The organism is Streptomyces sp. P9(2023), assembly GCF_032436795.1.
In the GTDB taxonomy this organism is placed as follows: Bacteria; Actinomycetota; Actinomycetes; order Streptomycetales; family Streptomycetaceae; genus Streptomyces.
The window spans coordinates 1-26,396 of record NZ_JAUPWM010000025.1; the positions used below are offsets into that span (position 1 = coordinate 1).

The 26,396-nt window shown below is 71.3% G+C and carries 25 protein-coding genes, 1 tRNA gene and 1 pseudogene; 15 read left to right on the forward strand and 12 right to left on the reverse strand.

What is annotated here, in order from left to right; translation table 11 throughout:
• Positions 1–443 precede the first annotated feature (443 nt).
• From Q5762_RS25885 to Q5762_RS25895, 3 genes are all read left to right on the forward strand, one after another.
• A complete protein-coding gene (locus Q5762_RS25885; protein ID WP_315894644.1) occupies positions 444–1,718 on the forward strand; it encodes a VCBS repeat-containing protein in 1,275 nt (424 codons plus the stop codon).
• A 328-nt stretch (positions 1,719–2,046) separates the two neighbouring features.
• Positions 2,047–2,421 carry a VOC family protein gene (locus tag Q5762_RS25890; protein WP_315894645.1) on the forward strand — a complete coding sequence of 125 codons (375 nt, stop codon included), beginning with the start codon at positions 2,047–2,049 and terminating at the stop codon, positions 2,419–2,421.
• A 36-nt stretch (positions 2,422–2,457) separates the two neighbouring features.
• Positions 2,458–2,928: a GNAT family N-acetyltransferase gene (locus Q5762_RS25895; RefSeq protein WP_315894646.1), complete on the forward strand. Its 471-nt coding sequence runs from the start codon at positions 2,458–2,460 to the stop codon at positions 2,926–2,928.
• Positions 2,929–3,005: 77 nt separating this feature from the next.
• Here Q5762_RS25895 and Q5762_RS25900 read toward each other — a convergent pair whose 3' ends face one another.
• Together Q5762_RS25900 and phoU are read right to left on the reverse strand one after the other, a co-directional pair.
• Entirely contained in the window at positions 3,006–3,158 is a 153-nt protein-coding gene (locus Q5762_RS25900; protein WP_315894647.1) for a hypothetical protein, read from the reverse strand.
• A 112-nt stretch (positions 3,159–3,270) separates the two neighbouring features.
• A complete protein-coding gene (gene phoU / locus Q5762_RS25905; RefSeq protein ID WP_315894648.1) occupies positions 3,271–3,951 on the reverse strand; it encodes a phosphate signaling complex protein PhoU in 681 nt (226 codons plus the stop codon).
• 273 nt (positions 3,952–4,224) lie between these two features.
• Between phoU and Q5762_RS25910 the strand changes: the two genes are divergently transcribed.
• Positions 4,225–5,454: an ATP-binding protein gene (locus Q5762_RS25910; RefSeq protein ID WP_315894649.1), complete on the forward strand. Its 1,230-nt coding sequence runs from the start codon at positions 4,225–4,227 to the stop codon at positions 5,452–5,454.
• Positions 5,451–6,131, forward strand: a complete 681-nt coding sequence (locus Q5762_RS25915; RefSeq protein ID WP_017242433.1) for a response regulator transcription factor — start codon at positions 5,451–5,453, stop codon at positions 6,129–6,131. Before Q5762_RS25910 ends, Q5762_RS25915 begins: the two co-directional genes overlap by 4 nt.
• Before the next feature lie 207 nt (positions 6,132–6,338).
• Here the strand turns inward: Q5762_RS25915 and Q5762_RS25920 are convergent, their stop codons facing one another.
• Entirely contained in the window at positions 6,339–7,019 is a 681-nt protein-coding gene (locus tag Q5762_RS25920; RefSeq protein ID WP_315894650.1) for a DUF461 domain-containing protein, read from the reverse strand.
• A gap of 698 nt (positions 7,020–7,717) precedes the next feature.
• Here Q5762_RS25920 and Q5762_RS25925 point away from each other — a divergent pair.
• From Q5762_RS25925 to Q5762_RS25950, 6 genes are all read left to right on the forward strand, one after another.
• On the forward strand, positions 7,718–8,200 hold the full coding sequence (locus Q5762_RS25925; protein WP_003953493.1) for a CarD family transcriptional regulator: 483 nt from the start codon (positions 7,718–7,720) through the stop codon (positions 8,198–8,200).
• A gap of 346 nt (positions 8,201–8,546) precedes the next feature.
• Entirely contained in the window at positions 8,547–9,296 is a 750-nt protein-coding gene (gene ispD, locus Q5762_RS25930) for a 2-C-methyl-D-erythritol 4-phosphate cytidylyltransferase (RefSeq protein ID WP_315894651.1), read from the forward strand.
• Positions 9,286–9,789: a 2-C-methyl-D-erythritol 2,4-cyclodiphosphate synthase gene (ispF, locus tag Q5762_RS25935; RefSeq protein WP_315894652.1), complete on the forward strand. Its 504-nt coding sequence runs from the start codon at positions 9,286–9,288 to the stop codon at positions 9,787–9,789. The genes ispD and ispF overlap by 11 nt, the downstream gene beginning before the upstream one ends.
• A 127-nt stretch (positions 9,790–9,916) precedes the next feature.
• Positions 9,917–11,317, forward strand: a complete 1,401-nt coding sequence (gene cysS, locus Q5762_RS25940) for a cysteine--tRNA ligase (RefSeq protein WP_315894653.1) — start codon at positions 9,917–9,919, stop codon at positions 11,315–11,317.
• A gap of 76 nt (positions 11,318–11,393) precedes the next feature.
• Positions 11,394–12,353: a 23S rRNA (guanosine(2251)-2'-O)-methyltransferase RlmB gene (gene rlmB / locus Q5762_RS25945; protein WP_315894654.1), complete on the forward strand. Its 960-nt coding sequence runs from the start codon at positions 11,394–11,396 to the stop codon at positions 12,351–12,353.
• A gap of 154 nt (positions 12,354–12,507) precedes the next feature.
• Positions 12,508–14,097, forward strand: coding sequence for a DoxX family membrane protein (locus Q5762_RS25950; protein WP_315894655.1), 1,590 nt, complete (start codon positions 12,508–12,510; stop codon positions 14,095–14,097).
• A gap of 80 nt (positions 14,098–14,177) precedes the next feature.
• Here Q5762_RS25950 and Q5762_RS25955 read toward each other — a convergent pair whose 3' ends face one another.
• The 3 genes from Q5762_RS25955 to Q5762_RS25965 form a co-directional block, all read right to left on the reverse strand.
• A complete protein-coding gene (locus tag Q5762_RS25955; protein ID WP_315894656.1) occupies positions 14,178–14,894 on the reverse strand; it encodes a nucleotidyltransferase family protein in 717 nt (238 codons plus the stop codon).
• Positions 14,895–14,976: 82 nt separating this feature from the next.
• Complete coding sequence (locus tag Q5762_RS25960) at positions 14,977–15,390, reverse strand: hypothetical protein (RefSeq protein ID WP_315894657.1); 414 nt, start codon at positions 15,388–15,390, stop codon at positions 14,977–14,979.
• Positions 15,391–15,595: 205 nt separating this feature from the next.
• Positions 15,596–16,693, reverse strand: coding sequence for a sn-glycerol-3-phosphate ABC transporter ATP-binding protein UgpC (locus Q5762_RS25965; RefSeq protein WP_315894658.1), 1,098 nt, complete (start codon positions 16,691–16,693; stop codon positions 15,596–15,598).
• 184 nt (positions 16,694–16,877) lie between these two features.
• Between Q5762_RS25965 and Q5762_RS25970 the strand changes: the two genes are divergently transcribed.
• Positions 16,878–16,954: transfer RNA gene (locus tag Q5762_RS25970), tRNA-Thr, on the forward strand.
• Positions 16,955–17,079: 125 nt separating this feature from the next.
• On the opposite strand, the gene Q5762_RS25975 is transcribed toward Q5762_RS25970, so the two are convergent.
• From Q5762_RS25975 to Q5762_RS25985, 3 genes are all read right to left on the reverse strand, one after another.
• Complete coding sequence (locus Q5762_RS25975) at positions 17,080–17,466, reverse strand: hypothetical protein (RefSeq protein WP_315894659.1); 387 nt, start codon at positions 17,464–17,466, stop codon at positions 17,080–17,082.
• A gap of 49 nt (positions 17,467–17,515) precedes the next feature.
• Complete coding sequence (locus Q5762_RS25980) at positions 17,516–18,496, reverse strand: GNAT family N-acetyltransferase (protein WP_315894660.1); 981 nt, start codon at positions 18,494–18,496, stop codon at positions 17,516–17,518.
• 113 nt (positions 18,497–18,609) lie between these two features.
• Positions 18,610–20,028: an FAD-dependent oxidoreductase gene (locus Q5762_RS25985; RefSeq protein WP_315894661.1), complete on the reverse strand. Its 1,419-nt coding sequence runs from the start codon at positions 20,026–20,028 to the stop codon at positions 18,610–18,612.
• Positions 20,029–20,424: 396 nt separating this feature from the next.
• On the opposite strand from Q5762_RS25985, the gene Q5762_RS25990 reads away from it, so the two are divergent.
• Entirely contained in the window at positions 20,425–21,336 is a 912-nt protein-coding gene (locus tag Q5762_RS25990; RefSeq protein WP_315894662.1) for an aminoglycoside phosphotransferase family protein, read from the forward strand.
• 40 nt (positions 21,337–21,376) lie between these two features.
• Positions 21,377–21,856, forward strand: coding sequence for a GNAT family N-acetyltransferase (locus tag Q5762_RS25995; protein ID WP_315894663.1), 480 nt, complete (start codon positions 21,377–21,379; stop codon positions 21,854–21,856).
• Positions 21,857–22,375: 519 nt separating this feature from the next.
• Here the strand turns inward: Q5762_RS25995 and Q5762_RS26000 are convergent.
• Positions 22,376–23,374 carry a zinc-binding dehydrogenase gene (locus Q5762_RS26000; protein ID WP_315894664.1) on the reverse strand — a complete coding sequence of 333 codons (999 nt, stop codon included), beginning with the start codon at positions 23,372–23,374 and terminating at the stop codon, positions 22,376–22,378.
• Between the two features lie 128 nt (positions 23,375–23,502).
• Between Q5762_RS26000 and Q5762_RS26005 the strand changes: the two are divergent.
• A pseudogene (locus Q5762_RS26005) lies at positions 23,503–24,236 on the forward strand (pentapeptide repeat-containing protein).
• A gap of 16 nt (positions 24,237–24,252) precedes the next feature.
• On the opposite strand, the gene Q5762_RS26010 reads toward Q5762_RS26005, so the two are convergent.
• Positions 24,253–24,753, reverse strand: a complete 501-nt coding sequence (locus Q5762_RS26010) for a hypothetical protein (protein WP_315894665.1) — start codon at positions 24,751–24,753, stop codon at positions 24,253–24,255.
• A 328-nt stretch (positions 24,754–25,081) separates the two neighbouring features.
• Complete coding sequence (locus Q5762_RS26015; protein WP_315894666.1) at positions 25,082–26,347, reverse strand: FAD-dependent monooxygenase; 1,266 nt, start codon at positions 26,345–26,347, stop codon at positions 25,082–25,084.
• Positions 26,348–26,396: the final 49 nt, after the last annotated feature.

Here is a 26,396-nt window from a genome sequence, read left to right on the forward strand (position 1 = left end):
GATCCAGCGGCGCAAGCTTCGGTCCCGGACGCGTCATACGTCCAACTCTATGGGAACTTAAGACTCAGGACACTAGGGTCCAACCAGCAGGGTCCTCGGGCCGTCTCTGGGCCGTGGGAGGGCGATCGAGGGCGGCCAACGGTGACAACCGATGACGGCTGAGCCGCAGGTCAGAGGGCATCAGCCAGACAGAGCCCCAGGCCGGAGCAAGAACCAGGGCAAGAAGTAACTTCTTGCGTGATCAAGGCCCCCACCTGCGGTTTCTCCGCCGGTTGGGGGCCTTGTCCGTTTCCGTTGGCCGTGCGTGGGCGGTGCGCGGGTCAACTGAGCACCGATGCCTGGAACTCCCGTAACTCCCGTAACTCCCGTACAACCACTCGACCCGATCACGAGTCTGATCGGGCGCGGCACGTCCGTGTCCGATCTTCTCGTGGGGGTTCACTTTGCAGTTCCGCTCCACCGGTAACCGTCCCGCTCTGGCCGTCACGGCCGTTCTCGCCGTCACCGCCCTCGGCGCCGGCACGCTGGCCACCGCCCCGGCCGCCTTCGCCGCCGACGCGGGCTCCGGCTCGGGCTCGGTCACCAAGGTGGCCGACGAGGGCCGGCTGGTCGACCTGAAGATCGAGCAGACCCACGTCCCCGACACGGTGAACCTCGACCAGACCGGCGGCGAGGTGACGCTGGGATGGACCCTGTCGCACCGCGAGGCCTACCTGGACGTCACGCTCACCCACACCGCCACGGACCAGACGTTCCACACGCGCGTGCAGGCCCCCGCCGAAGGCACCCGCTTCTCCTTCACCTGGGACGGCACCATCGACGGAGTGGACGCGCCCAACGGCTCGTACGGGGTGGAGGCCGAGGCGAAGCTGCTCGACGGCACCGGCGAGCCGGTCTACCAGGGCTGGCTCATGAACGTGGTCCGCTCGGTCAACCCGCACGACTACACGAACAACGGCTCCACGGATGTCCTCGCCCGGGACGCGGCCGGCGTGCTGTGGCGCGACGACCTCCGGGACCGGCCGGTGAACGGCCAGGCCACGCCCGCCCAGCGCACCCGGATCGGCTCGGGCTGGCAGACGTACAAGCAGATCGAGGCCGTCGGCGACCTCGCGGGCAGCCAGGCCGGCGACCTGGTCGCCCTCGACGGCTCGGGCGTGCTCCGGCACTACCTCGGCAAGGGCGACGGCAACTTCTCCTCCCGCGCCCGCGTCGGCGGCGGCTGGGGGGTCTACAACAAGCTCACCGGCGGCTCGGACCTCGACGGCGACGGCCGCACCGACCTCCTCGCCACGGACACCGCCGGGGTGCTGTGGTTCTACAAGGGCACCGGCTCCGTCGCCGCTCCCTTCGCCTCCCGCGCCCGCGTCGGTGCCGGCTGGGGTGTCTTCAACCAGCTCACCGCCGTCGGGAACATCGCCGGTACGGCCGCCGGGGACCTGGTCGCCCGCGACACGGACGGCGTGCTCTGGCTGTACCAGGGCAACGGCCGCGGCAACTTCTCCGCCCGCGTGCGGGTCGGCGGCGGCTGGGGTGCCTACAGCCAGCTCGTCGGCGCCGGTGACGTCGACAACGACGGGCGCCCGGACCTGATCGCGTACGGAGTGGGCGGCACGTACCTCTACCGTTCGACGGGCTCCACCACCGCGCCGTTCAGTGGCCGTCAGTCGACGCCGCTGTACGCGGGCGAGGGCTCGAAGTTCAACAACGTCGCGTGAGAAGCGCGTAGTTCTGACGCATGGAAGCCCCTCCCCAACCGGTGTCCGGCGGGGGTGGGGCTTCTTGGTGAGGCGGTGTCTCACCCCGAACTCGTGGAGGACGTAAACCCGTTGCGACCGGATGGGGCACCGCGTAGGGTCCCCAATGTGATCACCGGATCGGCGACTCTTCGCCACACACGGATGGGTCAGCCGGTGGAAGGCTGATCCCGCAGCAGGGGCGCGTACGGCAGCCCCTGAGTTCGGCACGTGGGCCTCCCTGGGCGTTTCCGCACCCCAGAGGCAAGCCCCTTCACCCGTGTCGAACCAACAGCGAGGTCACCCACCCATGGCAGTCAGCTTCAACCACACCATCATCGCGGCCAAGGACAGCAACGAGTCCGCCCGCTTCTTCCGCGAGCTGCTGGAACTCCCCGAGGCCCCGTCCTGGGGTCCGTTCGTCAACGTCCAGCTCTCCGACGGCGTCCTGATCCAGTTCGCCGCGCCGCCCGTCGAGATCCAGATGCAGCACTACGCGTTCCTCGTCGACGACGAGCTCTTCGACCGCGCGTACCAGCGGCTGTGCGACGGCTCCGTCGAGCACTGGGCCGACCCGCAGATGCGGCGCCCGGGCGAGATCAACCACGACCACGGCGGCCGGGGCGTGTACTTCAAGGACCCCGCCGGTCACGCGTTCGAGCTGATCACCCGCCCTTACCTGTAGCCGGCCGGTCGTCGGGGCATCGATAGCCTCGGGGCCATGACTACCTCGCTCCGTCTGGAGCAGATCACCCCCGCCAACGTCGACGCCGCGATCGCCCTGCGCGTCCGCCCCGACCAGGAGAAGAACGTCTCCCCCGTCGCGCACTCGCTCGCGGAGGCGTACGCCTTCGGGGAGAACGCGTGGCCCCGGCTCATCCTGGACGGCGACGAGCCCGTCGGGTTCCTGATGGCCTTCCTGGACCTCCAGTGGGACCCCGAGAAGGACCCCGACGACCGCCGGAGCGGGCTCTGGCGGCTCAACATCGCGGCCGGACACCAGGGCAAGGGGTACGGGCGGTTCGCCGTCGAGGCCGTACGCGAGGAGATACGGCGGCGGGGCGACGGCGGACCGATGTACGTGTCCTGGCAGCCGGGCGAGACCGGGCCCGGCGGCTTCTACCTCGGCCTCGGCTTCCGTACGACCGGGGAGACCACCGGCCGGCAGACCGTCGGCGTCCTCGACGTGTGAGGCCCGGTCACGGACCGAAACGGCGCGCGGCCCCGCCCGGGTTCACCCCGGGCGGGGCCCACGCGTCGACCCGTCGCTCAGGAGCAGCCCCCGCACTGGCACGGCCCGCCGGACTGGCAGCCGCAGCTGCAGCCCGGACCGCATGAGCAGCCGCTGAGACGGAGAACGGGCAGGAACACCGCGTCGCGCGGGATCGCCTGCTGGGGCTCGGTGGTGGCGGAAACGGCCATGGGTCCCTCCTCGGAGGCGTACGTCGCCTCTCCCCATTGCATGCCCAGCCCCGCGGGCGCATCAACGGCGCACGGGAGTGCGAATGCCGCCCGGCTCGGCCGGCGCCGAGCGCTACGCGCCCTCGACCGGCGCGTCCGTCTGCTGGAGCTCGTCCGCGTACTCACCCGTCACCAGGTACACGACACGCTTCGCCACCGACACCGCGTGGTCCGCGAACCGCTCGTAGTAGCGGCCGAGCAGCGTCACGTCGACGGCCGTCTCGATGCCGTGCTTCCAGCGGTCGTCCATCAGGTGCTGGAACAGCGTCCGGTGCAGCAGGTCCATCTCGTCGTCGTCCTGCTCCAGCTGGAGCGCCAGGTCGACGTCCTTCGTGATGATGACCTCCGCCGCCTTCGCCATCAGGCGCTGCGCCAGCTGACCCATCTCCAGGATCGTCGCGTGCAGGTCGCGCGGGACCGCCGTGTCCGGGAACCGCAGCCGCGCCAGCTTCGCCACGTGCTGCGCCAGGTCGCCGGAGCGCTCCAGGTCGGCGCTCATCCGCAGCGAGGTGACCACGATCCGCAGGTCCGTCGCCACCGGCTGCTGGCGGGCCAGCAGCGCTATCGCCCGGGCCTCCAGGTCGTGCTGCAGGTCGTCGACCTTCTGGTCCGCGGCGATCACGCTCTCCGCGAGCTTCAGGTCGGCGTCGAGCATGGCCGTCGTGGCGCGCCCGATCGCGGACCCGACCAGGCGGGCCATCTCGACCAGGCCCTCGCCGATCGAGTCAAGTTCCTCGTGGTACGCGTCGCGCATCGATGTCCCTCTCTCACAGATGTCCGGGATCCCCGTGGTGCTCGGACCCCCACGCTCCCACGTTCGGCCTCGTACGCGTCCGGTGTCTCCACCTCAAGTGAATGAGCCCTTTCACCCCGGTGAACTCTGGGCGACCTACCCCTTCGTCCAGCCTCGTTCCGTCCGTTTCAAATGAACCAACCCGGTCCCCACGGTGAACTCTGGGCGACGACTGTTCGAGCAGCCACTCGGACGGCTGGGAGAGTGTCTGTCCGGCCGCATAACCTTGAGGGCATGGACGTGAACGCGGCGGTTGCCGCATTGGCAGCGATCGCCGGGGTGTGCACCGGCGTGATCGCCATGCTGGCGTTCCGCTGGAGCGAGCGCGACCAGGCGCGACCCACCCGGAGCTCCCTGCACACCGACGCCGTGCTCCCACCCGGTGTCGACACCGTGCTCTCCGTGCTGCGCTCCTCCGCGGTCGTGCTCGACGAGAGCGACTCCGTGGTCAAGGCCAGCTCGGCGGCGTACGCCCTCGGTCTGGTCCGCGGCGGGAAGCTGGCCGTCGAGCCCATGCTCAACATGGCCCGCGACACCCGTCGCGACGGGGAGATACGCCAGGTCGAGCTCGACCTGCCCCGGCGCGGCACGGGACGCGGCGAGGCCCTCGCGGTCTCCGCCCGGGTGGCCCCGCTCGGCTCCCGCCTGGTGCTGCTCCTGGTCGAGGACCTGACCGAGGCCCGCCGTATCGAAGCGGTACGAAGGGACTTCGTCGCCAATGTGAGTCATGAGCTCAAGACTCCGACAGGTGCGCTCTCGCTGCTCTCCGAGGCCGTCATGGACGCCTCGGACGACCCCGAGGCGGTCACCCGCTTCGCCGGCCGCATGCAGATAGAGGCGACCCGCCTGACCAATCTCGTACAGGAGCTCATCGACCTCTCCCGGGTGCAGAACGACGACCCGCTGGAGGACTCCGAGCCGGTACGGGTGGACGAACTGGTCGCCGAGGCCATCGACCGCTCGCGGCACGCGGCCTCCACCAAGCAGATCACCATGGCCTCCGGCGGCACCGCCGACCTGCACGTCTGGGGCAGTCGCGGCCAGCTCGCCGCGGCCCTCGGTAACCTCGTCGAGAACGCCGTCAACTACTCACCGGCCCGTACGCGGGTGGGCATCGCCGCCCGCCGCGTGGCGGCCCCCGGCGGAGACCTGATCGAGATAGCGGTGACCGACCAGGGCATCGGCATCTCCGAGAAGGATCGCGAACGGGTGTTCGAGCGCTTCTATCGCGTCGACCCGGCCCGCTCCCGAGCCACCGGAGGTACGGGGCTCGGCCTGGCCATCGTCAAGCACGTGGCCGCCTCGCACGGCGGGGAGGTCACGGTCTGGAGCACCGAAGGCCAGGGCTCCACCTTCACCCTGCGGCTGCCCGAGGCGGGCGCCGTACGGGACCGCCGCCCCGCCGCCTCGCCCACCCCCGATCTCATGACCGAACCGCTCCCTGCCCCGGAGGTCCTTCCGTGACCCGAGTGCTTGTCGTCGAGGATGAGGAATCCTTCAGCGACGCCCTGTCGTACATGCTTCGCAAGGAAGGCTTCGAGGTCGCGGTCGCCGCGACCGGGCCCGACGGCCTCGACGAGTTCGAGCGCAACGGGGCGGACCTCGTCCTCCTCGACCTGATGCTGCCGGGCCTGCCCGGCACCGAGGTGTGCCGCCAGCTGCGCGGCCGCTCGAACGTCCCGGTCATCATGGTGACCGCCAAGGACAGCGAGATCGACAAGGTCGTCGGGCTGGAAATAGGAGCCGACGACTACGTGACGAAGCCCTTCTCCTCGCGTGAGCTCGTGGCCCGCATCCGCGCGGTCCTGCGCCGCCGCGGTGAGCCGGAGGAGGTCACCCCGGCCGCCCTGGAGGCCGGCCCGGTCCGGATGGACGTGGACCGCCACGTCGTCACGGTCTCCGGCGGCAAGGTCGACCTCCCGCTGAAGGAGTTCGACCTCCTGGAGATGCTGCTGCGCAACGCGGGCCGCGTACTGACCCGCATGCAGCTGATCGACCGCGTCTGGGGCGCGGACTACGTGGGCGACACCAAGACCCTCGACGTCCACGTCAAGCGCCTCCGCGCCAAGATCGAGCCGGACCCGGGCGCCCCGCGCTACCTGGTGACGGTCCGCGGCCTGGGCTACAAGTTCGAGCCGTAAACCGCGAGCCGTGAACCGGCCCGAGCCCGGCACGGCCGGTCGGAGGCCGGCACAGCGTGCCGAAGCCTGGGAGGCCCCCTGGGGCCGAGCCGCGCGAGGTGCGCACGCGGGATCGGGCTCGAGCCGTAAACCGCGAGCCGTGCCCGTGCGTACGTGAAAGGGGCACCCCACCGGATCACTCCGGTGGGGCGCCCCTTCTACGTACGGTCAGTTACCGGCCGCCTGGCTCGCGCCGCCCGTCGGGGTCGCGGTGCCGGTCGGCGTCGCGGGGCCCGTCGGGGTGGCCGTGGAGCCGGTGCCGGCCTCCGTGCCGCGGCCGGCCTCGCCCGTCGGCGTCGCCGTAGCCGTCGGCTTCGCGGCCGGGGGCTGCGGGATCTCGGTCGGGCCGAAGTCCTTGAAGTAGTTGCTCGCCGGGACGACGAAGGCCTGGAGGGCCACGTCACCCGTCCGGCTCAGCTTGAAGACGAGCTCCTGGACCCCGCCGTCCTGCACGGCCTCGTGGCCGTTCTCGATCGTGGCGGAGGCATTGCCCTTGCCGCCGATGACGACCGAGCCGCCCGCGGGGACGGTGATCGGCCCCGCACCCGTGGCGGCCTTGAGCTTCACCGGCGCGGCGGAGCCGCCCAGCGTGATCGAGTCGAGCGTCTGCGGCGAGCTGCCGTTGTTGAACACCGTCGCGGAGACCACGGCCGGACCCGCCGCACCGGCGGTCGGCTGGGTGATCACGAGCGCGTTCTGGATCTTGACGTCTTCCACCGTGACGGCGGCGTTGTCCGGCCGCACGCCGAGCGTCTGAGCGTCATTGCCCGCCCCACAGGCGGACAGCGAGGCGATCGAGATCACGAGGGCGGTGGCGGCGAGGGCGCCGCGTCGAAGGCTGCGGCTCACGGCGGCGGCATCTCCTAGGACGAACGGACGGGCATGGGCGACCGGCTGGAGTCGTGCTCGGGACCAACCGGCTAAGGACGAGCTAAAGGTGTGTCAGCGCGCTTAGGTTACCGAGCCACCCTCTCCGTCCCGCACCCGACCCGCCCCTTCGCGCACCCGCCACGAACCCACCACGCACCACACCCGCCCCGACCGCCCCCCGACGGACCCGCCCCGACAGACCTCCGCGACCGACGCCCAGGCCCGTCCCCAACCGGCATCACCATGGCTGGAACACGTCGCATTGAGGCTCCGTTCACATAACCGACTTGATCAATTCGACGGCCGTCCGCGCATTCCCAAGCCCGCCCCACGGAAAAACCCACTTCACACCGTCGGGTGATCAATTCGGGAATCGGTCCGGGATGCATCCGCACGAGTGACCGATCCTCGAACGGAGTATGCCAAGATGGTCACTCTGAACCTGGCAAAACGGGGCATCACGCCCCCTCTGGAGCACGCCGGGCAGGTGTGACGCGCGCGTTTCTCTCCGCCCACGGAGCCGCTCCGACCTGCGAATACCGCCTCCCGGAAGCCCTCCGCAGCACGTCCGCGTCGCTGTTGTCAAGCCCCGAGATATGCCCTGACCTGCGAAAACGCCATTCAGAAGAAGCCGTATCCGTGTTACCCTGGATAGCCACGGAAGGGGTACCTGTCACATGACGTTCAAGGTTGGCGACACCGTGGTCTATCCCCATCACGGGGCCGCGCTGATCGAGGCCATCGAAACTCGCCAGATCAAAGGCGTGGACAAGACCTACTTGGTGCTCAAGGTCGCCCAGGGCGACCTGACGGTTCGTGTGCCGGCGGACAATGCGGAGTTCGTCGGTGTTCGCGATGTAGTTGGTCAGGACGGGCTTGACCGGGTCTTCGAGGTGCTGCGCGCGCCGTACGCCGAGGAGCCCACGAACTGGTCCCGTCGCTACAAGGCGAACCTCGAGAAGCTCGCCTCCGGCGATGTCATCAAGGTTGCCGAAGTAGTCCGCGACCTCTGGCGCCGGGAGCGCGAGCGCGGACTCTCCGCAGGTGAGAAGCGCATGCTCGCCAAGGCTCGGCAGATCCTGGTGAGCGAGCTGGCTCTCGCGGAGAACACGAACGAGGACAAGGCCGAGGCTCTCCTCGACGAGGTCCTCGCGTCCTGAATGAAGCGATGCCGCGGTGCCCGTTGGCGTGCTGTGCCCCACACAGTGCTGTCGCCGGGCGCTGCGGCATGTTTCGTTCCATGCGCTGCGTCCCGAGCGCTTGATCCCGAGCGCTTCATCTCATGAAGCACGTCCCATGAGATGCGTGCGCCACGGGTGACGTCCGTCTCGTGACGCGTCCGTCCACGAAACTCCCGTATCCCCGCCCCCTCGCGTCCCACGGACCGTGTGCCACACGCCACGCCCCGACCGTCGTCACGGAAAGGGCCCGGTCAAGGCGGAGCGCCCAGCACGCTCAGGCCATACCCATGTCGGCCGAGGAAACAAACCTGCCGGAGTGCAACCGATGACAGACGAAACGCGTCCCATGCGGACCGCCGCGGTGATTCCCGCGGCGGGCCGGGGCGTACGGCTCGGCCCGGGCGCCCCCAAGGCGCTCCGCGCGCTGAACGGCACCCCCATGCTCATCCACGCCGTCCGGGCGATGGCGGCCTCCCGCGCCGTCTCCCTCGTCGTCGTGGTCGCTCCCGCCGACGGCGCCGCCGAGGTCAAGAGCCTCCTCGACGACCACGCGCTGCCCGAGCGGACCGACTACCTCGTCGTTCCCGGCGGCGACACCCGCCAGGAATCCGTACGCCTGGGCCTCGCGGCGCTCCCCGAGGGCGTCACCACCGTCCTCGTCCACGACGCGGCCCGCCCGCTCGTCCCCGTCGACACCGTCGACGCGGTCGTCGAGGCGGTCCGGGACGGGGCCGTCGCCGTCGTCCCCGCCCTGCCGGTGGCCGACACGGTCAAGGAGGTCGAGCCCGCGGAGCAGAAGGGCGACCCCGAGAGCGTCGTCGCCACGCCCGAGCGGTCCCGGCTGCGCGCCGTCCAGACGCCCCAGGGCTTCGACTACGAGACCCTCGTCAACGCGCACGCGACCGTCGCCCTCACCGGTGACGGCGCCACCGACGACGCGGGCATGGTCGAGCGGCTCGGCGCGCCGGTCGTGGTCGTCCCCGGCCACGAGGAGGCGTTCAAGGTGACCCGCCCCCTCGACCTCGTACTCGCCGAGGCCGTACTCGCCCGCCGGAGGGCCAACGATGGCTTCTGAGCTCCCCCTGATCCCCCGTACGGGCATCGGCACCGATGTGCACGCCTTTGAGAAGGGGCGTGAACTGTGGTGCGCGGGGCTGCTGTGGGACGGCCCCGAGAACGACGGGTACGGGCTCGCCGGGCACTCCGACGGTGACGTCGCCGCCCACGCCGCCTGCGACGCGCTCTTCTCCGCCGCCGGCGTCGGCGACCTCGGCGCCCACTTCGGCACCTCCCGCCCCGAGTGGTCCGGCGCGTCCGGCGTCACCCTGCTGGCGGAGGCCGCCCGGATCGTCCGCGCCGAGGGGTACGAGATCGGCAACGTCGCCGTCCAGGTCATCGGTGTCCGCCCCAAGGTCGGCAAGCGCCGCGACGAGGCGCAGAAGGCGCTGAGCGCGGCGGCCGGAGCACCGGTCTCCGTGTCGGGCACGACGACGGACGGGCTCGGGCTCACGGGGCGCGCGGAGGGGCTCGCCGCGATCGCGACCGCCTTGGTGTACCGGACTGCCTGACGGGCGGGGCCCCGGCCCACGCGGACGGTCCGGAACGGGCACCGCCCCCGCGGGTGCAAGACAACAACTTGCCCCGCGACCCCTCATCGGTCGCGGGGCACTATCACACGCCCACTACCCTGGAGTGGTGACTATTCGCCTGTACGACACCAGCGCCCGGCAGATCCGTGATTTCGTCCCGCTCACAGCGGGCGCCGTCTCGATCTACCTCTGTGGCGCCACCGTCCAGGCCGCCCCGCACATCGGGCACATCCGGTCGGGGCTGAACTTCGACATCATGCGCCGCTGGTTCGAGTACCGCGGCTACGACGTCACGTTCGTCCGCAACGTCACCGACATCGACGACAAGATCATCACCAAGGCCGCCGACCAGGGCCGCCCCTGGTGGTCCATCGGCTACGAGAACGAGCGCGCGTTCAACTCGGGCTACGACGCCCTCGGTTGCCTGCCGCCCACCTACGAGCCCCGCGCCACCGGCCATGTCACCGAGATGGTCGAGATGATGCGCGGCCTCATCGAGCGCGGCCACGCCTACGAGGCCGACGGCAGCGTCTACTTCGACGTGCGCTCGTACCCCGGCTATCTCCAGCTCTCCAACCAGGACGTCGACGACCTCCGCCAGCCCACCGAGGACGGCATCACCGGCAAGCGCGACCCGCGCGACTTCGCCATGTGGAAGGCGGCCAAGCCCGGCGAGCCCGACTGGGAGACGCCGTGGGGCCGCGGCCGGCCCGGCTGGCACCTGGAGTGCTCGGCGATGGCCCACAAGTACCTGGGCTCCGCCTTCGACATCCACGGCGGCGGCCTCGACCTGATCTTCCCGCACCACGAGAACGAGATCGCCCAGGCCAAGGCGTACGGCGACGACTTCGCCTCGTACTGGGTGCACAACGCCTGGGTCACCATGAGCGGCGAGAAGATGTCGAAGTCGCTCGGCAACTCGGTGCTCGTCTCCGAGATGGTCAAGAACTGGCGCCCCATCGTCCTGCGCTACTACCTGGGCACCCCGCACTACCGCTCGATGATCGAGTACAGCGAGGAATCCCTGCGCGAGGCCGAGGCCGCGTTCGCGCGGATCGAGGGCTTCGTCCAGCGCGTCACCGAGAAGGCGGGCAAGACCGTTCCGCCCGCCCCCGAGGTGCCGCCCGCCTTCGCCGAGGCGATGGACGACGACCTGGGCGTCCCGCAGGCGCTCGCGATCATCCACACCACCGTCCGCCAGGGCAACAGCGCACTCGCCGCCGACGACAAGGACGAGGCCATCGCCCGACTGGCCGAGGTCCGGGCCATGCTCGGCGTCCTCGGCCTGGACCCGATCGACCCGCACTGGGCCGAGGAGACCGACCGGGGCGAGGAGCTCCACGGCGTCGTCGACACGCTCGTACGCATGGTGCTCCAGCAGCGCGAGTCGGCCCGGGCCCGCAAGGACTGGGCGACCGCGGACGCGATCCGCGACCAGCTCGCGCAGTCCGGCCTCGCCATCGAGGACAACCCCGACGGTCCCCGCTGGACGCTGGGCAACCGCTGATGATGTGCCCCTCGGGGAGCCGAGCGGCACACTTCACTTACAGACCTATGTACGCAACACCGAGGATTAGGTAGTCATGGCCGGGAACAGCCAGCGCAGGAACCGCCGTACGTCCAACAAGAAGGGCGCGACGATCGGCAGCGGTGGCCAGCGGCGCAAGGGCCTCGAAGGCAAGGGCCCCACGCCGCCCGCCTCCGCCCGCAAGGGTCACAAGAAGAACCGCGTCGCCAACGCCCAGGCGAGGCAGGCCGCCACCCGGCGCCCCGCCCCGCGCCGAGGCGGCCCCAAGGGCACCTCGGAGATGGTCGTCGGCCGTAACCCGGTCTTCGAGGCGCTGCGCGACGGCGTTCCCGCGACCACGCTGTACGTCCAGCAGTTCATCGACAACGACGAGCGCGTCCGCGACGTGCTCAAGCTCGCCGGCGACCGCGGCAACATCAACCTGATGGAGGCCCCGCGCCAGGAGCTGGACCGGATGACGAACGGCCTGAACCACCAGGGCCTCGTCCTCCAGGTCCCGCCGTACGAGTACGCGCACCCCGAGGACCTCACGGCGGCCGCCTACGACGCCCACGAGGACCCGCTGATCGTCGCCCTCGACGGCGTGACCGACCCCCGTAACCTCGGCGCGATCGTCCGCTCCGTCTCCGCCTTCGGCGGGCACGGCGTGGTCGTCCCCGAGCGCCGCGCCGCCGGGATGACCGCGGGCGCCTGGAAGTCCTCGGCCGGCACCGCCGCCCGTACGCCGGTCTCCCGCGTCACCAACCTCACCCGCGCGCTGGAGGGCTTCCAGAAGGAGGGCCTCACGGTCGTCGGCCTCGCCGCCGACGGCGAGCACACGGTCGAGGACCTGGAGGCGCTCGACGGCCCGGTCGTCATCGTCATCGGCAGCGAGGGCAAGGGTCTGGGCCGCCTGGTCGGCGAGACCTGCGACTACCGCGTCCGCATCTCGATGCCCGGTGGCGCCGAGTCGCTGAACGCCGGTGTCGCCGCGGGCATCGTCCTCTACGAGGTCGCCCGCCGCCGCTCGAACTGACCTCGCCGCACGCCGGACGGGACAGGCCCAGCTCGCTGAGCTGGGCCTTTCGCGTACCCCATCCCGCGTAACGGCACAGATGGCGCGATCTTGACGGGTCTCGGACATTCAAGGCCCGTCAAGGCAGTGTCCTAACCCCGCGTCACTCGGTTAGATGAGTGTGGACACCAGAACGCCCCGGCCGGGGATCGACGATCAGCCCGCGCTGAGCATGCTCAAAGTGGATTCCGATCCCGCGCAGGTCATCGTGAACCACGCCAGCTTCCGTGTGCGGCTCGCGCCGGCGCAGCAGCCGAAGTTCGCCGCCGCCTCTCGCGGCCAGGCCCTCGCCGGAGCGGGAGCCGCGGCAGCAGCGGCGGGCGGGACCGCCGGGCGCCGCCGCCCCGTCGTGTGGACCGGGAAGTCCTCCCCCGGAGCGACCGGGCTGCTCCAGGCCGTGCGCGAGTCCTCCGTCTCCACCCTGGAGCCGCCCGGCCACCTCGACCCGGGCGCCACGCAGGCCATCCCGCGCATCGACGACACCATGGAGACCCCGGTCGTCGCCGCCGAGCCGCCGCTGCTGCCCCCGATGCGGCGCGCCGAGGGAGCCTTCGACCAGCCCTACGCGAACTCGTACGAGGGGTCGTACGGGGACGGGGGCGGGGACGGCGGTCCGGACGCGGACGGATTCGGCCCCGACGGCGACGCGTACGGCGGCCGCTCGCAGCGCCACGGCGCCGACCCGGTCCGGCACGCCTACTACCCCGGGCGCCGGATGAACCTCGGCGTCGTCCTCCTCCCGCTCCGCGTCTTCCTCGGCTTCATCTCCATCTACGCGGGCATGGGCAAGCTCTGCGACCCCGTCTACTTCGACGGCGGCGAGCGCGGCTCCATGGTCAAGTGGCTCAACTCGCTGCACCCCTGGGCGCTGGCCGAACCGCTCCGGGACTTCGCCCTCCAGCACCCGGTCGGCGCCGGCCTGACCGTCGCCTTCCTCCAGGTCGTGGTCGGCGTGCTCACCGTCCTGGGCCTCTGGCAGCGGGTCGCCGCCGTCATCGGCGCCCTGCTGTCGGCCGCGCTGCTCCTGACCGTCAGCTGGCGGACCGTCCCGGTCTACGACTCCGCCGACATCATCTTCCTCGCCGCCTGGTCCCCGCTGATCATCGCGGGCGCGCCGGTGTACTCGATCGACGGCCGGCTCGCCGGCGAGGCCTGGCGCACCCTCGGCCCGCGCTCGGAGCTGTGGGACCTGCGCCGCCGCGTCCTGCGTCGCGGGGCGCTCGTCGCCTCGGTCGTCGTCGGTCTCACGCTGCTCATCGGCTCGGTGCTCGGCGGGGCGGTGCGGTCGACGGAGATGGTCACCGTGCCCGGCCCGAACGACGACCCGATCAACCGCCTGCCCGGCCGGGGCCTCACGCAGGAGCCCGGCGAGCGCACCCCGTCCCAGTCCACGTCGACACGGCCGAAGCCGTCGGCGACGTCCGGCGCGAACGGTGAGCGCGAGGACGACGAGACGGCCACGCCGAGCGAGACCGTACGGGAGACGGGCCGGATCGGGGAGAGCCGGCCGACGGCGACACAGGGCAGCGGCACGCGCACGCCGACCCAGTCGCGTCCGGCGGCCCCGCCGTCGACCAGCTCCGGGCCGACGAGCTCGGGCGGTTCGAACGGCGGTGGCGGCGGCACCGGCACGGGCCAGCCGACGGACGGCGGCTCGCCGACGGGCGGCGGGAACAGGAACCCGATCGGCGGCCTGCTGGGCTGAGGCGCTCACGGGGGTACGGAACGGAGAAGGGCGGCACCGCGAAGAGGCGGTGCCGCCCTTGACGTACGTGCGGAAGGTTCTCAGGCCCTCTGAGCGGCCAGCTCCTTCGCGGCCTCGGTGAGGTCCTTGGCGGTGTCGATCGCCCGCCAGTAGGCCCCCTGGGGCAGCGGGAAGCCCGCGAGGCGGCGCTCCCTGGCGAGCCGGGGGAAGGTGGTGCGCTCGTGGTCGCCGAGGTCGGGGAGGAGCTCGGTGAACGCGGCGGAGAAGACGTACACGCCCGCGTTGATGAGGAACGGCGACGGCGGCGACTCGATGAAGTCGGTGATGTGCCCGAAGGTGTCGGTCTCGACGGCGCCCCAGGGGATGCGGGGGCGGGCGAGGGCGAGGGTGGCGGTGGCGTCGCGTTCGGCGTGGAAGGCGGCCATCTCACGCAGGGAGAAGCGGGTCCAGATGTCGCCGTTGGTGGCGTACCAGGGCTGCGCGGGCTCGGGCAGGTGCGCGGCGGCGTACTTGAGGCCGCCGCCGCGGCCGAGCGGCTCCGGCTCGACGACGGTCTTCACGCGCAGCGGAAGATCGGCGGAGGCGAGCCAGTCCTGGAGCACCTCGGCGAGATGGCCGCAGGACACGACGGCGTCCGTCACGCCCTCGGCGGCGAGCCAGGACAGCTGATGGCCGATGATCGGGGTCCCGGTGCCGGGGATCTCGACCATCGGCTTGGGGCGGTCGTCGGTGTACGGGCGCAGGCGCGAGCCCTGGCCGCCTGCCAGGACCACGGCCTGCGTCGGGAAGGTATCCATACCGGGAACGATATGCGCACCTGGTGAGCCGGCTTCTCGGTGTCGAGCCGTTCGGCGTCGCGATCGCGATGGGGCCAGGGACTCAGCTCGCGTACATGACGCCGGTCGCGAACGAGGTGTCGCAGACCGGGCGGGAGAAGGACTGGGCGCGGGTGGGGCCGTAGTGGCGGACGGCGGCCTTGCCGAGGGCGCGGGCGATGGACATGCAGTGCTTGGCGAGGGACGGGCTGTTCTCGACCTCGCGCTGGAGGCGCGTCAACGCCGTGCCGGGGTCCTTCTCCTGAAGCTCTGCGAGGAGCCGGTCACGGAGAATATCCTGCGGGGCGCGGGACTTGGCGGGGACGGAGACGTCCTCCGCGGATGCGGTGAGCATCTTGGTGTCGGAGCCCTGGCCGGCCCACGGGACGGTGGACACCGCGAGCGTCCCGGAGAGCACCAGGACGACGGGCAGGACGAGGGCGAGAGAGCGGCCGATTCGGCGGGCAGTGTGCGTCACGCAGGCGAGCGTAGCGGCCGGTGATGATATGGCGACATTTAGTCACTCTCGCGGGGGATGGTTCGAGGCGGCTTTTCGATTCCCGTGTTGACGATGGTGTCTGAATTGGTAGCTATGCCGGGGTATTTGTCGACATAGACGAACGGCCCCGCATCTGCAAGAGATGCGGGGCCGTTCGGCAGTGGTAGGGGTGTCGGCCGTCGGCTCAGCCGGTGAGCCGCTCGCCGGTGGAGGTGGAGAAGACGTGCAGCTCGTCCGGGCGGGGCACGACGTGGAGCGTGGAGCCCTTCTCCGGGACGGCGCGGCCGCCGACGCGGACGACCAGGTCCTTGTCCTCGCTGCCGACGCGGGCGGAGCCGTAGACGTAACCGTCGGCGCCGAGCTCCTCGACGACGTTCACGGAGACGGCCAGGCCCTCCTTGCTGGTGGCGCCCGAGACGTCGAAGTGCTCGGGGCGGATGCCGACCGTGACGGTCGTGTCGCCCTTGTCGGCGGCGGCGGAGAGCGCATCGCGGGAGACGGGCACGACGCTGTTGCCGAACTTCACGCCGCCGTCGGTGATCGGGACCTCGACCAGGTTCATGGCCGGGGAGCCGATGAAGCCGGCGACGAAGAGGTTGGCGGGGCGGTCGTACATGTTGCGCGGCGAGTCGACCTGCTGGAGCAGCCCGTCCTTGAGGACGGCGACGCGGTCGCCCATGGTGAGGGCCTCGACCTGGTCGTGGGTGACGTACACGGTGGTGATGCCGAGCCGCCGCTGGAGGCTGGCGATCTGCGTACGGGTGGACACCCGGAGCTTGGCGTCGAGGTTCGACAGCGGCTCGTCCATGAGGAAGACCTGCGGCTCACGCACGATGGCACGACCCATGGCGACACGCTGCCGCTGACCGCCGGAGAGCGCCTTGGGCTTGCGGTCGAGGTACGGGGTGAGGTCGAGGATCTTCGCGGCCTCTTCGACCTTGGCGCGGATCTCGGCCTTGTTGACGCCGGCGATCTTCAGGGCGAAGCCCATGTTGTCGGCGACGGTCATGTGCGGGTAGAGCGCGTAGTTCTGGAACACCATGGCGATGTCCCGGTCCTTCGGCGGCAGGTGCGTGACGTCGCGGTCCCCGATGCGGATGGAGCCGCCGTTGACGTCCTCCAGACCGGCGAGCATGCGCAGGGAGGTCGACTTGCCGCAGCCGGACGGCCCGACGAGGACGAGGAACTCGCCGTCCTCGATCTCGATCTCGAGCTGGTCGACGGCGGGCTTGTCGGAACCCGGGTAGAGCCGGGTCGCCTTGTCGAACGTGACAGAAGCCATGGTGGCGTTGTCCCTTCACCGGCAGGAACGTGCCGGACGATCCGAGTAAAGGAAGGATTGAGGTCTAGTCCACCTGAGTGAACTGGAGGCGACGCTACCTGCCGGGACGTGATCTGTCAGCAGTCCGGGCCCGGTGAGATTCCCGACCGTGGCGGGGCGCGTGTTTGGCTACACTGCACTAGCTGCCTCCTTAGCTCAGCTGGCCAGAGCACCGCTCTTGTAAAGCGGGGGTCGTCGGTTCGAACCCGACAGGGGGCTCCAGACGAAGGGCCGGCACACGGGGGCATTTCCCCGAGGCTGGCCCTTCGGCATGATCACGGCCGTGCCACCTATGTGCCAGGAGGCGGGGGATCGCTCTCCTGGCCCGTGTCATCAGCTCGCGCGTACTAGCCCGGCGCTGGACGCGCCAGGGTGTTCCCGGTGTGGCGGAGGTCGTGGAAGTGCACGTCATCGGAGACGCCGGCGGTGGTGCGAGCGGCGGTCCGGTCGTCCCGGTGGTGAGCGAGCTCGGGGACGAGTTCGGCAGGGAGGGCGACCGGCCGGACGCCGGCGGTGGACTTCGGCGCCTTGCCGGCCGGCGTGCCGTTCTGCAGCTCGGACTGGGCACGGCGGACCAGGGCCACGGAGCGGGTCAGGTCGAGGTCCCGGCGGCGGAGCGACGTCGGCTCACCGAACCGGAGCGTGGTGAAGGCCGCGAGGAGGAGTCCATGAGAAGGGACAGCACTTCGACAGTGGTGCGGGAGGTGTCTGCGCGTCGGCGCCGACGCGTTCACGGGTTCGGGCGGCGCCGGGCCTTCCTCGCGGGCCGAGTGTGGCGGGGTCTCAGCGCCAGTCGTCGATCACGTAGGCGTCGGGGTGGCTGTAGCCGGGTTCGTTGGGCCTGTGCATGGCCACGCCCTGCAACCAGGTGCGGAAACCGCGGTCGACCATTCGCCGGTAGGCATCCTGGCGGGCCAGGTTCATTCCGGCGTCCAGTTGCCCCAGGCCGCGCTCGGCGGCGAGCCGCTCGCACGCGGTGAGCAGTCGTTCGAACCGGTCGGCCGCCTCCGGGCCAGGACGCACGGCGCCGAATTTGACGAAGCACACGTCTTCTCCGGCCTCCGACCCGGCTCCGCAGTGGCAGACGGCCAGGCCGTCGAGCTCTGAGCCGGCCCCCTGGAGCAGGATGGTGTCACCGAGTCCCTGCGCGTGCGCGGCCACGATCTCGCGTTCCAGGCTGAGGCCCTCGTACACGGCCCCGGTCAGTGTGCGACAGAGGCTCAGGGCGTCATGCCGCTCGGCGGCGGGAAGCTCGCCGTACAGTACTCGGCCGGGGACCGCGGCACTGCCTGCGACCTGCTTCTTCATGATGGCTGTGAGGAATCGGGGCCAGAAACCGTACCGGCGGTAGAGCTCAAGGTGCTTGGGACTGTCCGCGAACGTGAAGAGGCCCAGGTGTCGGTTCTCCCAGGTCTCGAAGCAGTCCATGACCGGCTCCATGAGGCGCCGGCCGACGCCCTGGTCCCACAGGTCCGGACGTACGGTCAGCGGGCCGAAGTACCCGACGCTGCCCCAGTTGACGGCGAAGTTCGATGCGACGAGTTCGCCCTCGACCGTCGCTGCGAAGGCCGCCTGTGGATCGGCCGCCCAGCGGGTACGGACGTAGTCGGCGGTCCCGAAGAACGTCTTCGGCTCGGGAGCCCCGAGGAACGTCCCGAAGGCGACCCTGAAGACCTCGTCGGCCCGGTCCAGGTCCGCCTCACGCAGCGGGCGGACCGACACAGGGCCCGTGCCACTCTTGCGCTCCCCTGGCGGTGGGATCATCGCTCTCTCCTTCCCGACCCCCTGTTTCATCGCACCACGGGCGTGCGCCGCAAGCGAGGCGAAGGGTCCAGCAGTCGCCGGTACCGAGGCGCAGGAAGGCCACCCGCTTTTCGTCAGCGGCCCGACAGTCTGTCCGCCAGGGTCGCGATGCGGGCCGTCGTGGCCGTGTGGGTGGTGGACTCCGTGCGGTCGGCCGAGCGGTAGGCCGCGTACATGGTCTGGACGCCGAGCCAGCGCAGGGGTTCCGGTTCCCACTTGCGGACCTTGTGGTTGACCCAGGGGAGGGCCGTCAGGTCGGTCGGGCCCGACTGGCCCGAGTCCTGCTGGATGAGGTCGCGGAGGGTGCGGGCCGCGAGGTTCGCCGTGGCTACGCCCGAGCCTACGTAACCGCCCGCCCAGCCCAGGCCCGTGGAGCGGTCCAGGGTGACCGTCGCGCACCAGTCGCGGGGGACGCCGAGGACGCCGGACCAGGCGTGGTCGATGCCGATGCCCGCGAGGGACGGGAAGAAGCGGACCAGGATCTCGCGCAGCGCCTCGATCGTCTGGGGCTGCGTACGGCCGTCGTTGTCGGTCTTCGAGCCGTAGCGGTACGGGACGCCCCGGCCCCCGAGCGCGATGCGGCCGTCCGCGGTGCGCTGGGCGTACATGTACGCGTGGGCCATGTCGCCCAGGGTTTCCCGGCCCTGCCAGCCGATCGTCTCCCACTGGGCGTCGGTGAGGGGTTCCGTCGCGATCATCGAGGAGTTCATCGGGAGCCAGGTGCGGCGCTGGCCCGTGAGGGAGGCCGTGAAGCCCTCCGTGCAGCGCAGGACGTACGGCGCGCGGACCGTGCCGTACGGCGTGATCGCGTGCTTCGGCGTGATCTCCGTGACCGGCGTCGACTCGTGGATCGTGACGCCCAGCGCCTCGACCGCCGCGGCCAGGCCCTTGACCAGCTTCACCGGGTGGAGGCGCGCGCCGTGCGGCGTCCAGGAGGAGCCGACCGCGCCGGCGACGCGGATCCGGTCGGCCGTCTCCCGGGCGCCGTACAGCTCGCGCTCCTTCTCGCCGAACGCGATCTCGACGGCGTGGAAGGCCTTGAGGCGGGCCAGTTGGGCCGGGGAGTTCGCGATCTCCAGGACGCCGCCGTGGTGGATGTCGGCGTCGATGTCCTCGGCCGCGCAGACCTCGATGACCTCGGTGACGGTCTCGTTCATGGCGTTCTGGAGGCGGACGGCGGCCTCGTGGCCGTGCAGCTTGGCGTACCGGCCGCGGCCGGCGATGCCGTTGTAGAGCCAGCCGCCGTTGCGGCCGGAGGCGCCGTAGCCGCAGAACTTGGCTTCCAGGACGGTGATGTTGAGGAAGGGGACGGCCTTCTTCAGGTAGTACGCGGTCCACAGGCCGGTGTAGCCGCCGCCGACGATGACGACGTCGGCCGTGGCGTCCCCGGGCAGCGGCTCGCGCGGGGCGGGGGTGCCCTCCTGCGCGTACCAGAACGAGATGCCGCCGTTGACGGTGTCGACCCTGCTGGTGCTGCTGCTCCTGCTGACCATGGGCGGGAGGGTACTGGATGGGGTGGGGGCCTTGGGCCCTCGGATCCGGGTCTTTCGGAGGGGTGGGCGGGGTGGGGGTGGCGCCTAGGTTCGGGGGTGCGGTTCCGTCGTGGGTCTCGCTGCGGATTTCGTTGCGGATTTCGTTGCCGTCCCCTGGTCCGAAAGGACCCTTTCATGCCCGTAGGCAGGACTGTTCGCGCAGCCTCGTCGTCCCCATCCGCCGTCCCCCTTACGACCGTTGTCGACGGGCCGAAGAGCGTCGTCGGCGAGGCGCGCGCCGCGAACGCGCTGCGCGCGGTGGCGGATGCGCGGTTTGCCCTCGGGTCTGCCGCGCCACGCGCGCGTGGGCCGCGTTTGCTCGCGTGCCCCCGCCACGCGCGTGTGTAGCGTCGTCGTGTGATCGAGATTCCGGCTGAACTGGCCGCTTCCCAGGCGAAGTACAACGGGGAGGCCGGCCGGGCGTTCGTCGCCGCGTTGCCCGCGCGGGCGCGGGAGTTCCTGGATCGGTGGGGGCTGCGGGTGACCGGTCCTTCGATGCACGGGGTGGCGTCGCTGGTGCTGCCGGTGGTCCGGAGCGCGGACGGTACGCACGCGGCGCTGAAGTTGCAGCTGCTCGACGAGGAGAGCGCGGGCGAGGCGGTCGCGCTGCGGATCTGGGACGGTGCCGGGGCCGTACGGCTGCTCGCGGACGACCCGGAGACCGGCACGATGCTGCTTGAGCGGCTGGACGAGGGCCGGCATCTGTCGACCCTGGGCGACGCCCGGGAGGCGGTGCGGATCCTCGCGGAGCTGCTGGCCCGGCTGGTCGCCGCGCCGGCGCCCGAGGGGCTGCGGCGGCTCGGCGACATCGCGGCGCGGATGGTGGCGGAGACGCCGGACGCGGCTGCCCGGCTCGGTGCCGAGGACGCGGCGCTGCTGCGGGACTGCGCGGCGGCGGTACGGGAGGTCATGGGCGAGCCGGGAGACCGGTTGCTGCACTGGGACCTGCACTACGACAACATCCTGGCGGCCGAGCGCGAGCCGTGGCTGGCGATCGACCCGAAGCCGCTGGCGGGGGACCCGGGGTTCGAGCTCCTTCCGGCGCTGACCGATCTGTGCCAGGAGGAGGAGGCGGCGGCGGCCGGGACGCGATGGCGGTTCGACCTGCTGACGGAGCGGCTGGGGCTCGACCGCGAGCGGGCGCGGGCGTGGACGCTGGGCCGCGTACTCCAGAACGGTCTGTGGGACGTGTCGGACGGCGAGCCCGCGCTCGACCCGCACCAGGTGTCGATCGCCCGGGCGCTGATGGCGGCCGGCGCCGGCCGATAACGGTTGACCTGGGGCCCGTGACCCGGTGCAGGCTGTGGCCATGATTCGTACCGCCACACCCGCCGACGTGCCCGTGATCCACGCGATGGTCCGTGAACTCGCCGACTACGAGAAGGCCCTGCACGAGGCCCGCGCGACGCCCGAACAGCTCCACGAGGCGCTCTTCGGCCCCCACCCGGCGGCCTACGCCCACATCGCGGAGTCCCCCGAGGGCGAGCCGGTCGGCTTCGCCCTCTGGTTCCTCAACTTCTCGACCTGGCGCGGTGTCCACGGCATCTACCTGGAGGACCTGTACGTCCGCCCCTTGTCGCGGGGCGGCGGCCACGGCAAGGCCCTGCTGGCGGAGCTGGCGCGGCTCTGCGTGGAGCGCGGGTACGAGCGCCTGGAGTGGTCCGTACTGAACTGGAACACTCCGTCGATCGACTTCTACGAGTCCCTGGGCGCGCGGCCCCAGGACGAGTGGACGGTCTACCGGCTGACGGACGGCGCTCTCCACAGGCTGGGGACGGGCGCCGCGTAGATCAGGCGTGTAGGGCGTCACGGCAGTACAGCGGCGCCCGCCTCACCCGCCCGCTTCGGCCAGTCAGGTGTGCCCCAACGGGCATGCGTATCAATGGAGTTGCCTCAGGTGACCCGTTAGCCTTGGCCCTATGCACCTCACCGATCCGGGCGCATAGGGGGACCGGCCCCGGCCAAGATAAGGGGTCTGGCCGGGGCCGGTCACTCACTCGGGCAAGGCGGCAACCCCTTGCCGCCTTGGCGGCGAGCCATCGGCCCGCCGTACCGCCCGGAGGAGGAGGTGCAAGATGGCCGCAAAGGAGAAGGAGTCGTGGATCAAGGAACTGGCCTCGCGGTTCGCGATCGCGCTCGCAGTTAAGGCACTGTGGGCCGTGATCATGAGGCTGGCTCTCCGCGACGACGCCTGAGGCGAGCTGTCCGGCTGTCCCCGGAACCCCTTGCCGGGGGCAGCCGTCCCCAGGCGCGGGGGCTTCGTGTCCGTCGTCACGGGACCGGGGCCACCGTGCGTTACGGGATCGCGTTACGGGACCAGGACCACCTTGCCGACCGTGCCCCGGGTCTCCAGGGCTCGGTGGGCCGCGGCGGCGTCCGCGAGGGGGAAGCGGTGGACCGCCGGGCGGAGCGTGCCGGCCGCGGCGGCGGCGAGGGAGGCGAGTTCGAGGTTACGGACGTCGCCGCCCGCCTTCTGGAGCATCACGGGGCCGAGGACGGACTCCGAGGTGATGCCCCGGGCCGCGAGTTCCTCCGCCGTGAAGGTGAGGGGTTCGCCGTCGTGGAGGCCCGCGCTCGACCAGCCGAAGACCAGGTGCAGGCCGCCCTTGCCGAGCAGGTCGACCGCCGCGCGGCCGGTGTCGCCTGCGACCGAGTCGAAGACGACCGTGGCGGTCCGCGAGCCCAGGAACGCGCGGACCTGGTCCGGCCAGTCCAGGAGCTTGTAGTCGACCGCGAGGTCGGCACCGTTCTCCTTCACCAGGGCCACCTTCCCCGGGCCGCCGGCCAGGCCGATGACCGTCGCGCCCGCGTTCTTCGCGTACTGGACGAGGAGGGTGCCGATGCCGCCCGCCGCGGCCGGGACGATCGCGATCGAGTCCGGGCCCAGGTCGGTGAACTGGAGGATGCCGAGCGTGGTGCGGCCGGTGCCGATCATCGCGACGGCCTCCGCCTCGCCGAGGTGGTCCGGCAGGGCGTGGAGCTTCTCGGCGGCCACGACGGCCAGCTCCGCGTAGCCGCCCGGCGCCATGCCCAGGTGGGCGACCACCCGCTTGCCGAGCCAGGACCCGTCCGTACCCTCGCCCAGCGCGTCCACCGTGCCCGCGACCTCGCGGCCGGGGATCGTGGGTAGCTCGGCGGGGGCCGGGAACGGGCCGGTCTGGCCCAGGCGCAGGGCCGTGTCGAGGAGGTGCACCCCGGCCGCGGCGACCGCGATCCGTACCTGTCCGGGGCCGGGGGCCGGGTCTGCGACCTCCTCGTACGTGAGGTTCTCGGCCGGGCCGAAGGCGTGGAGGCGGATCGCGTGCATGGTGGACTCCCCGGAGTCGTCGATGACGTCTGTTTCGCGTGCCTGACGCGTACAGCCTCCGACCTCAAGCGAACTTGAGGTCAAGACGGGCGTCTGCCGTTGTCAGTGGCGCACGTCACCATGGGGACATGACGACGGGCAGGAAGAAGATCGCGGCCGCACGGCGGGCGGAGGTGCGGCTGCCGCCGCTGGTGCCGTACGAGGGGGGAGAGCTTGAGCCGGACGGGGACTACGACGGGCTGGAGTTCCAGGGGCTCGATCTGGCGGGGCAGAGCGGGGCCGGGGTCCGGTTCCTGGACTGCGCGCTGCGGGACTGCGCGGTGGACGGGACGCGGCTGAGCAGAGCGCGCGTCCTGGACTCCGTCCTGAGCGGGATCCGGGGCGTCGGTACGGATCTGGCGGACGCGTCGCTGCGGGACGTGGAGGTCGTGGACGCGCGGCTCGGCGGGACGCAGCTGCACGGGGCGGTGCTGGTGGGGGTCCCCCCCACGCCCCCAGGGCGTAGGGGGAGGGTGCTGGTGAGGGGAGGGAAGATCGACTATCTGAATCTGCGGACGGCGAAGCTGAAGGACGTCGTCTTCGAGGGGTGCGTGCTCGCCGAGCCAGATTTCGGGGGTGCGGTCCTGGTGGGGGTCCCCCCACGCCCCCAGGGCGTAGGGGGAGGGTGGAGTTCCGGGACTGTGTGCTGACGGGCGCGGACTTCACGGGGGCCCGGATGAAGGACGTCGACCTGAGGGCGGTGGCTCGGCTGGAGATCGCGCGCGGGGTGGACGCCTTGTCGGGAGCGGTGATCAGTACGGCGCAGCTGCTCGACCTGGCGCCGGTGTTCGCCGCGCAGTTGGGGGTGCGGGTGGAGGACTGACCGCACGCCGGGGTTGTTACGGGAGGCGGGGGAAGCGGGCTTGGATGTCCCAGATCGCCGGGTTGTCGCCCAGGCCCTCGTGCATGTCGGTGAGGTCGGCGATCAGGTCGTGCAGGAAGTCGCGGGCCTCGCGGCGCAGTTCGCGGTGGCCGAAGGTGAGTGGGGGCTCGTCGCCCGGCATCCAGTCGGCCTCGACGTCCACCCAGCCGAAGCGGCGCTCGAAGAGCATGCGGTCCGTGGACTCGGTGAAGTCGAGCTCGGCGTACTGGCGCTGCGAGGACCGGCTGCCACGCGGGTCGCGGTCCAGCTGCTCGACGATGTCGCAGAGCGCCCACGCGAAGTCGAGTACCGGCACCCATCCCCAGGCTGTGGACACCTCGCGGTCGGTCTTGGGATCGGCGAGGTACACGTCCCCGCAGAAGAGGTCGTGCCGCAGCGCGTGGACGTCCGCGCGGCGGTAGTCGGTCTGCGGAGGGTCGGGGAAGCGACGGGAGAGGGAGTAGCCGATGTCGAGCACGGAGACGATGGTCCCACGGGCGGGGCCCTGTCCCCGCCGTCCGGCTCCCGGCCTGGCACCCTCGGCCCCGTGACCGGCCTGGCTCCCTCAGCCCGTGACCGGCGCCTGGCTCCCTGGGCCCCGTGACCGGCGCCTGGCTCCCTCGGCCCGTGACCGGCGCCTGGCTCCCTGGGCCCCGTGACCGGCCTGGCTCCTTTGGCCCCGTGGCCTGCCTGGCTCGCTCAGCCCGTGACCGGCGCCTGGCTCGCTCAGCCCGTGACCGGCGCCTGGCTCGCTCAGCCCGTGACCGGCGCCTGGCTCGCTCGGCCCCGTGACCTGCCTGGCTCGCTCAGCTCCGTGACCTGGCGTGGAGGGTGCGGGCCAGGCGCGGGCCCAGCCAGCGCTTCAGGCGGCGGAGGGGTTCCAGGCCGTCCGCGGCGCGGTCGATCCGGTAGTAGAGCTGCGGCGGAATGTGCGGGAGGAGAGGGGAGTGGCGCTGGCCCAGGAGCGCGAACATCTGGCCCGGGGGCAGCCGCATGTAGCGCGGCAGGTTCTCGTACCACCGCGCGCTGTAGCGGGCCGCGCTCTGCGCCGAGAGGAGCTCGGCGCGCCGCCGCCTGCCGTAGCGCGTGAGCGCGTCGTCCAGAGCACCGCACGGCTCAGCCGTCCCGTCCGTACCCCCGCCCCCACCCACGCCCGGCCCGCCCGTCCCCCGCAGCGCCTCCGCGAGGGCCAGGGCGTCCTCCAGGGCCAGGGTCGTGCCCGCGCCGATCGAGTAGTGGGTGGTGTGGGCGGCGTCGCCGAGGAGGACCAGGTTGCCGTGGTGCCAGGTGCGGGTGGTCAGGGTGCGGAAGTTCAGCCACTGCGCCGCGTCGTCGTCCTGCGCGCGGCCGATCAGCCGCTCCCCGTCCAGCAGGTCGTGGAACAGCTTCTCCAGCAGGTTCAGGCTGTCCGCCTCGCCCATCCGGTCGAGCCCGAGCCCCGTCCACGTCTCCGGGCCGCACTCCACCACGCACGTCGACCGCTCGCCGCTGAACCCGTAGGCGTAACACCAGATCCAGCCGTGCTCCGTCTCCTTGAAGGCGAAGCTGAAGGAGTCGAAGACCTTCGTCGTGCCGAGCCAGATGTAGTGATTGCGGCCGGTGGCGACCTCGGCGCCGAAGTGCCCGGCGTACGCCTCGCGCAGCGCGCTGTTGACCCCGTCGGCCGCCACGACCAGGTCCGCGTCCAACAGCTCCGGGGCGTCAGGGCCGGGAATCCCGTGCTCGAACTCGACCCGTACGCCCAGCGCCTCCGCCCGCTCCGCGAGGAGCGCCAGCATCCGGCGCCGGCCGATGCCGAAGCCCTCGTCGCCCCGGTGGACGGTCCGCTCGTCGCGGACGATCGCGACGCCGTCCGTCCAGGTGACCGAGGCCGCGCCGATCGCGTCCGCCGACTCCGGGTCGCCCGCGCGCAGCTTGTCGAGGAGCCCGGCCCAGTACGTCACGCCCCAGCCGTACGTCGAACCGGCCGGGTTCCGCTCGTAGACGGTGATCTCGTGGGACGGGTCCTGCCGCTTCATCAGGATCGAGAAGTACAGGCCGCCGGGCCCACCGCCGACGCAGGCGATCTTCACGCGCGCTCCCACTCAACGAGACGACTGACACCCTGCGATAGAACGGTTA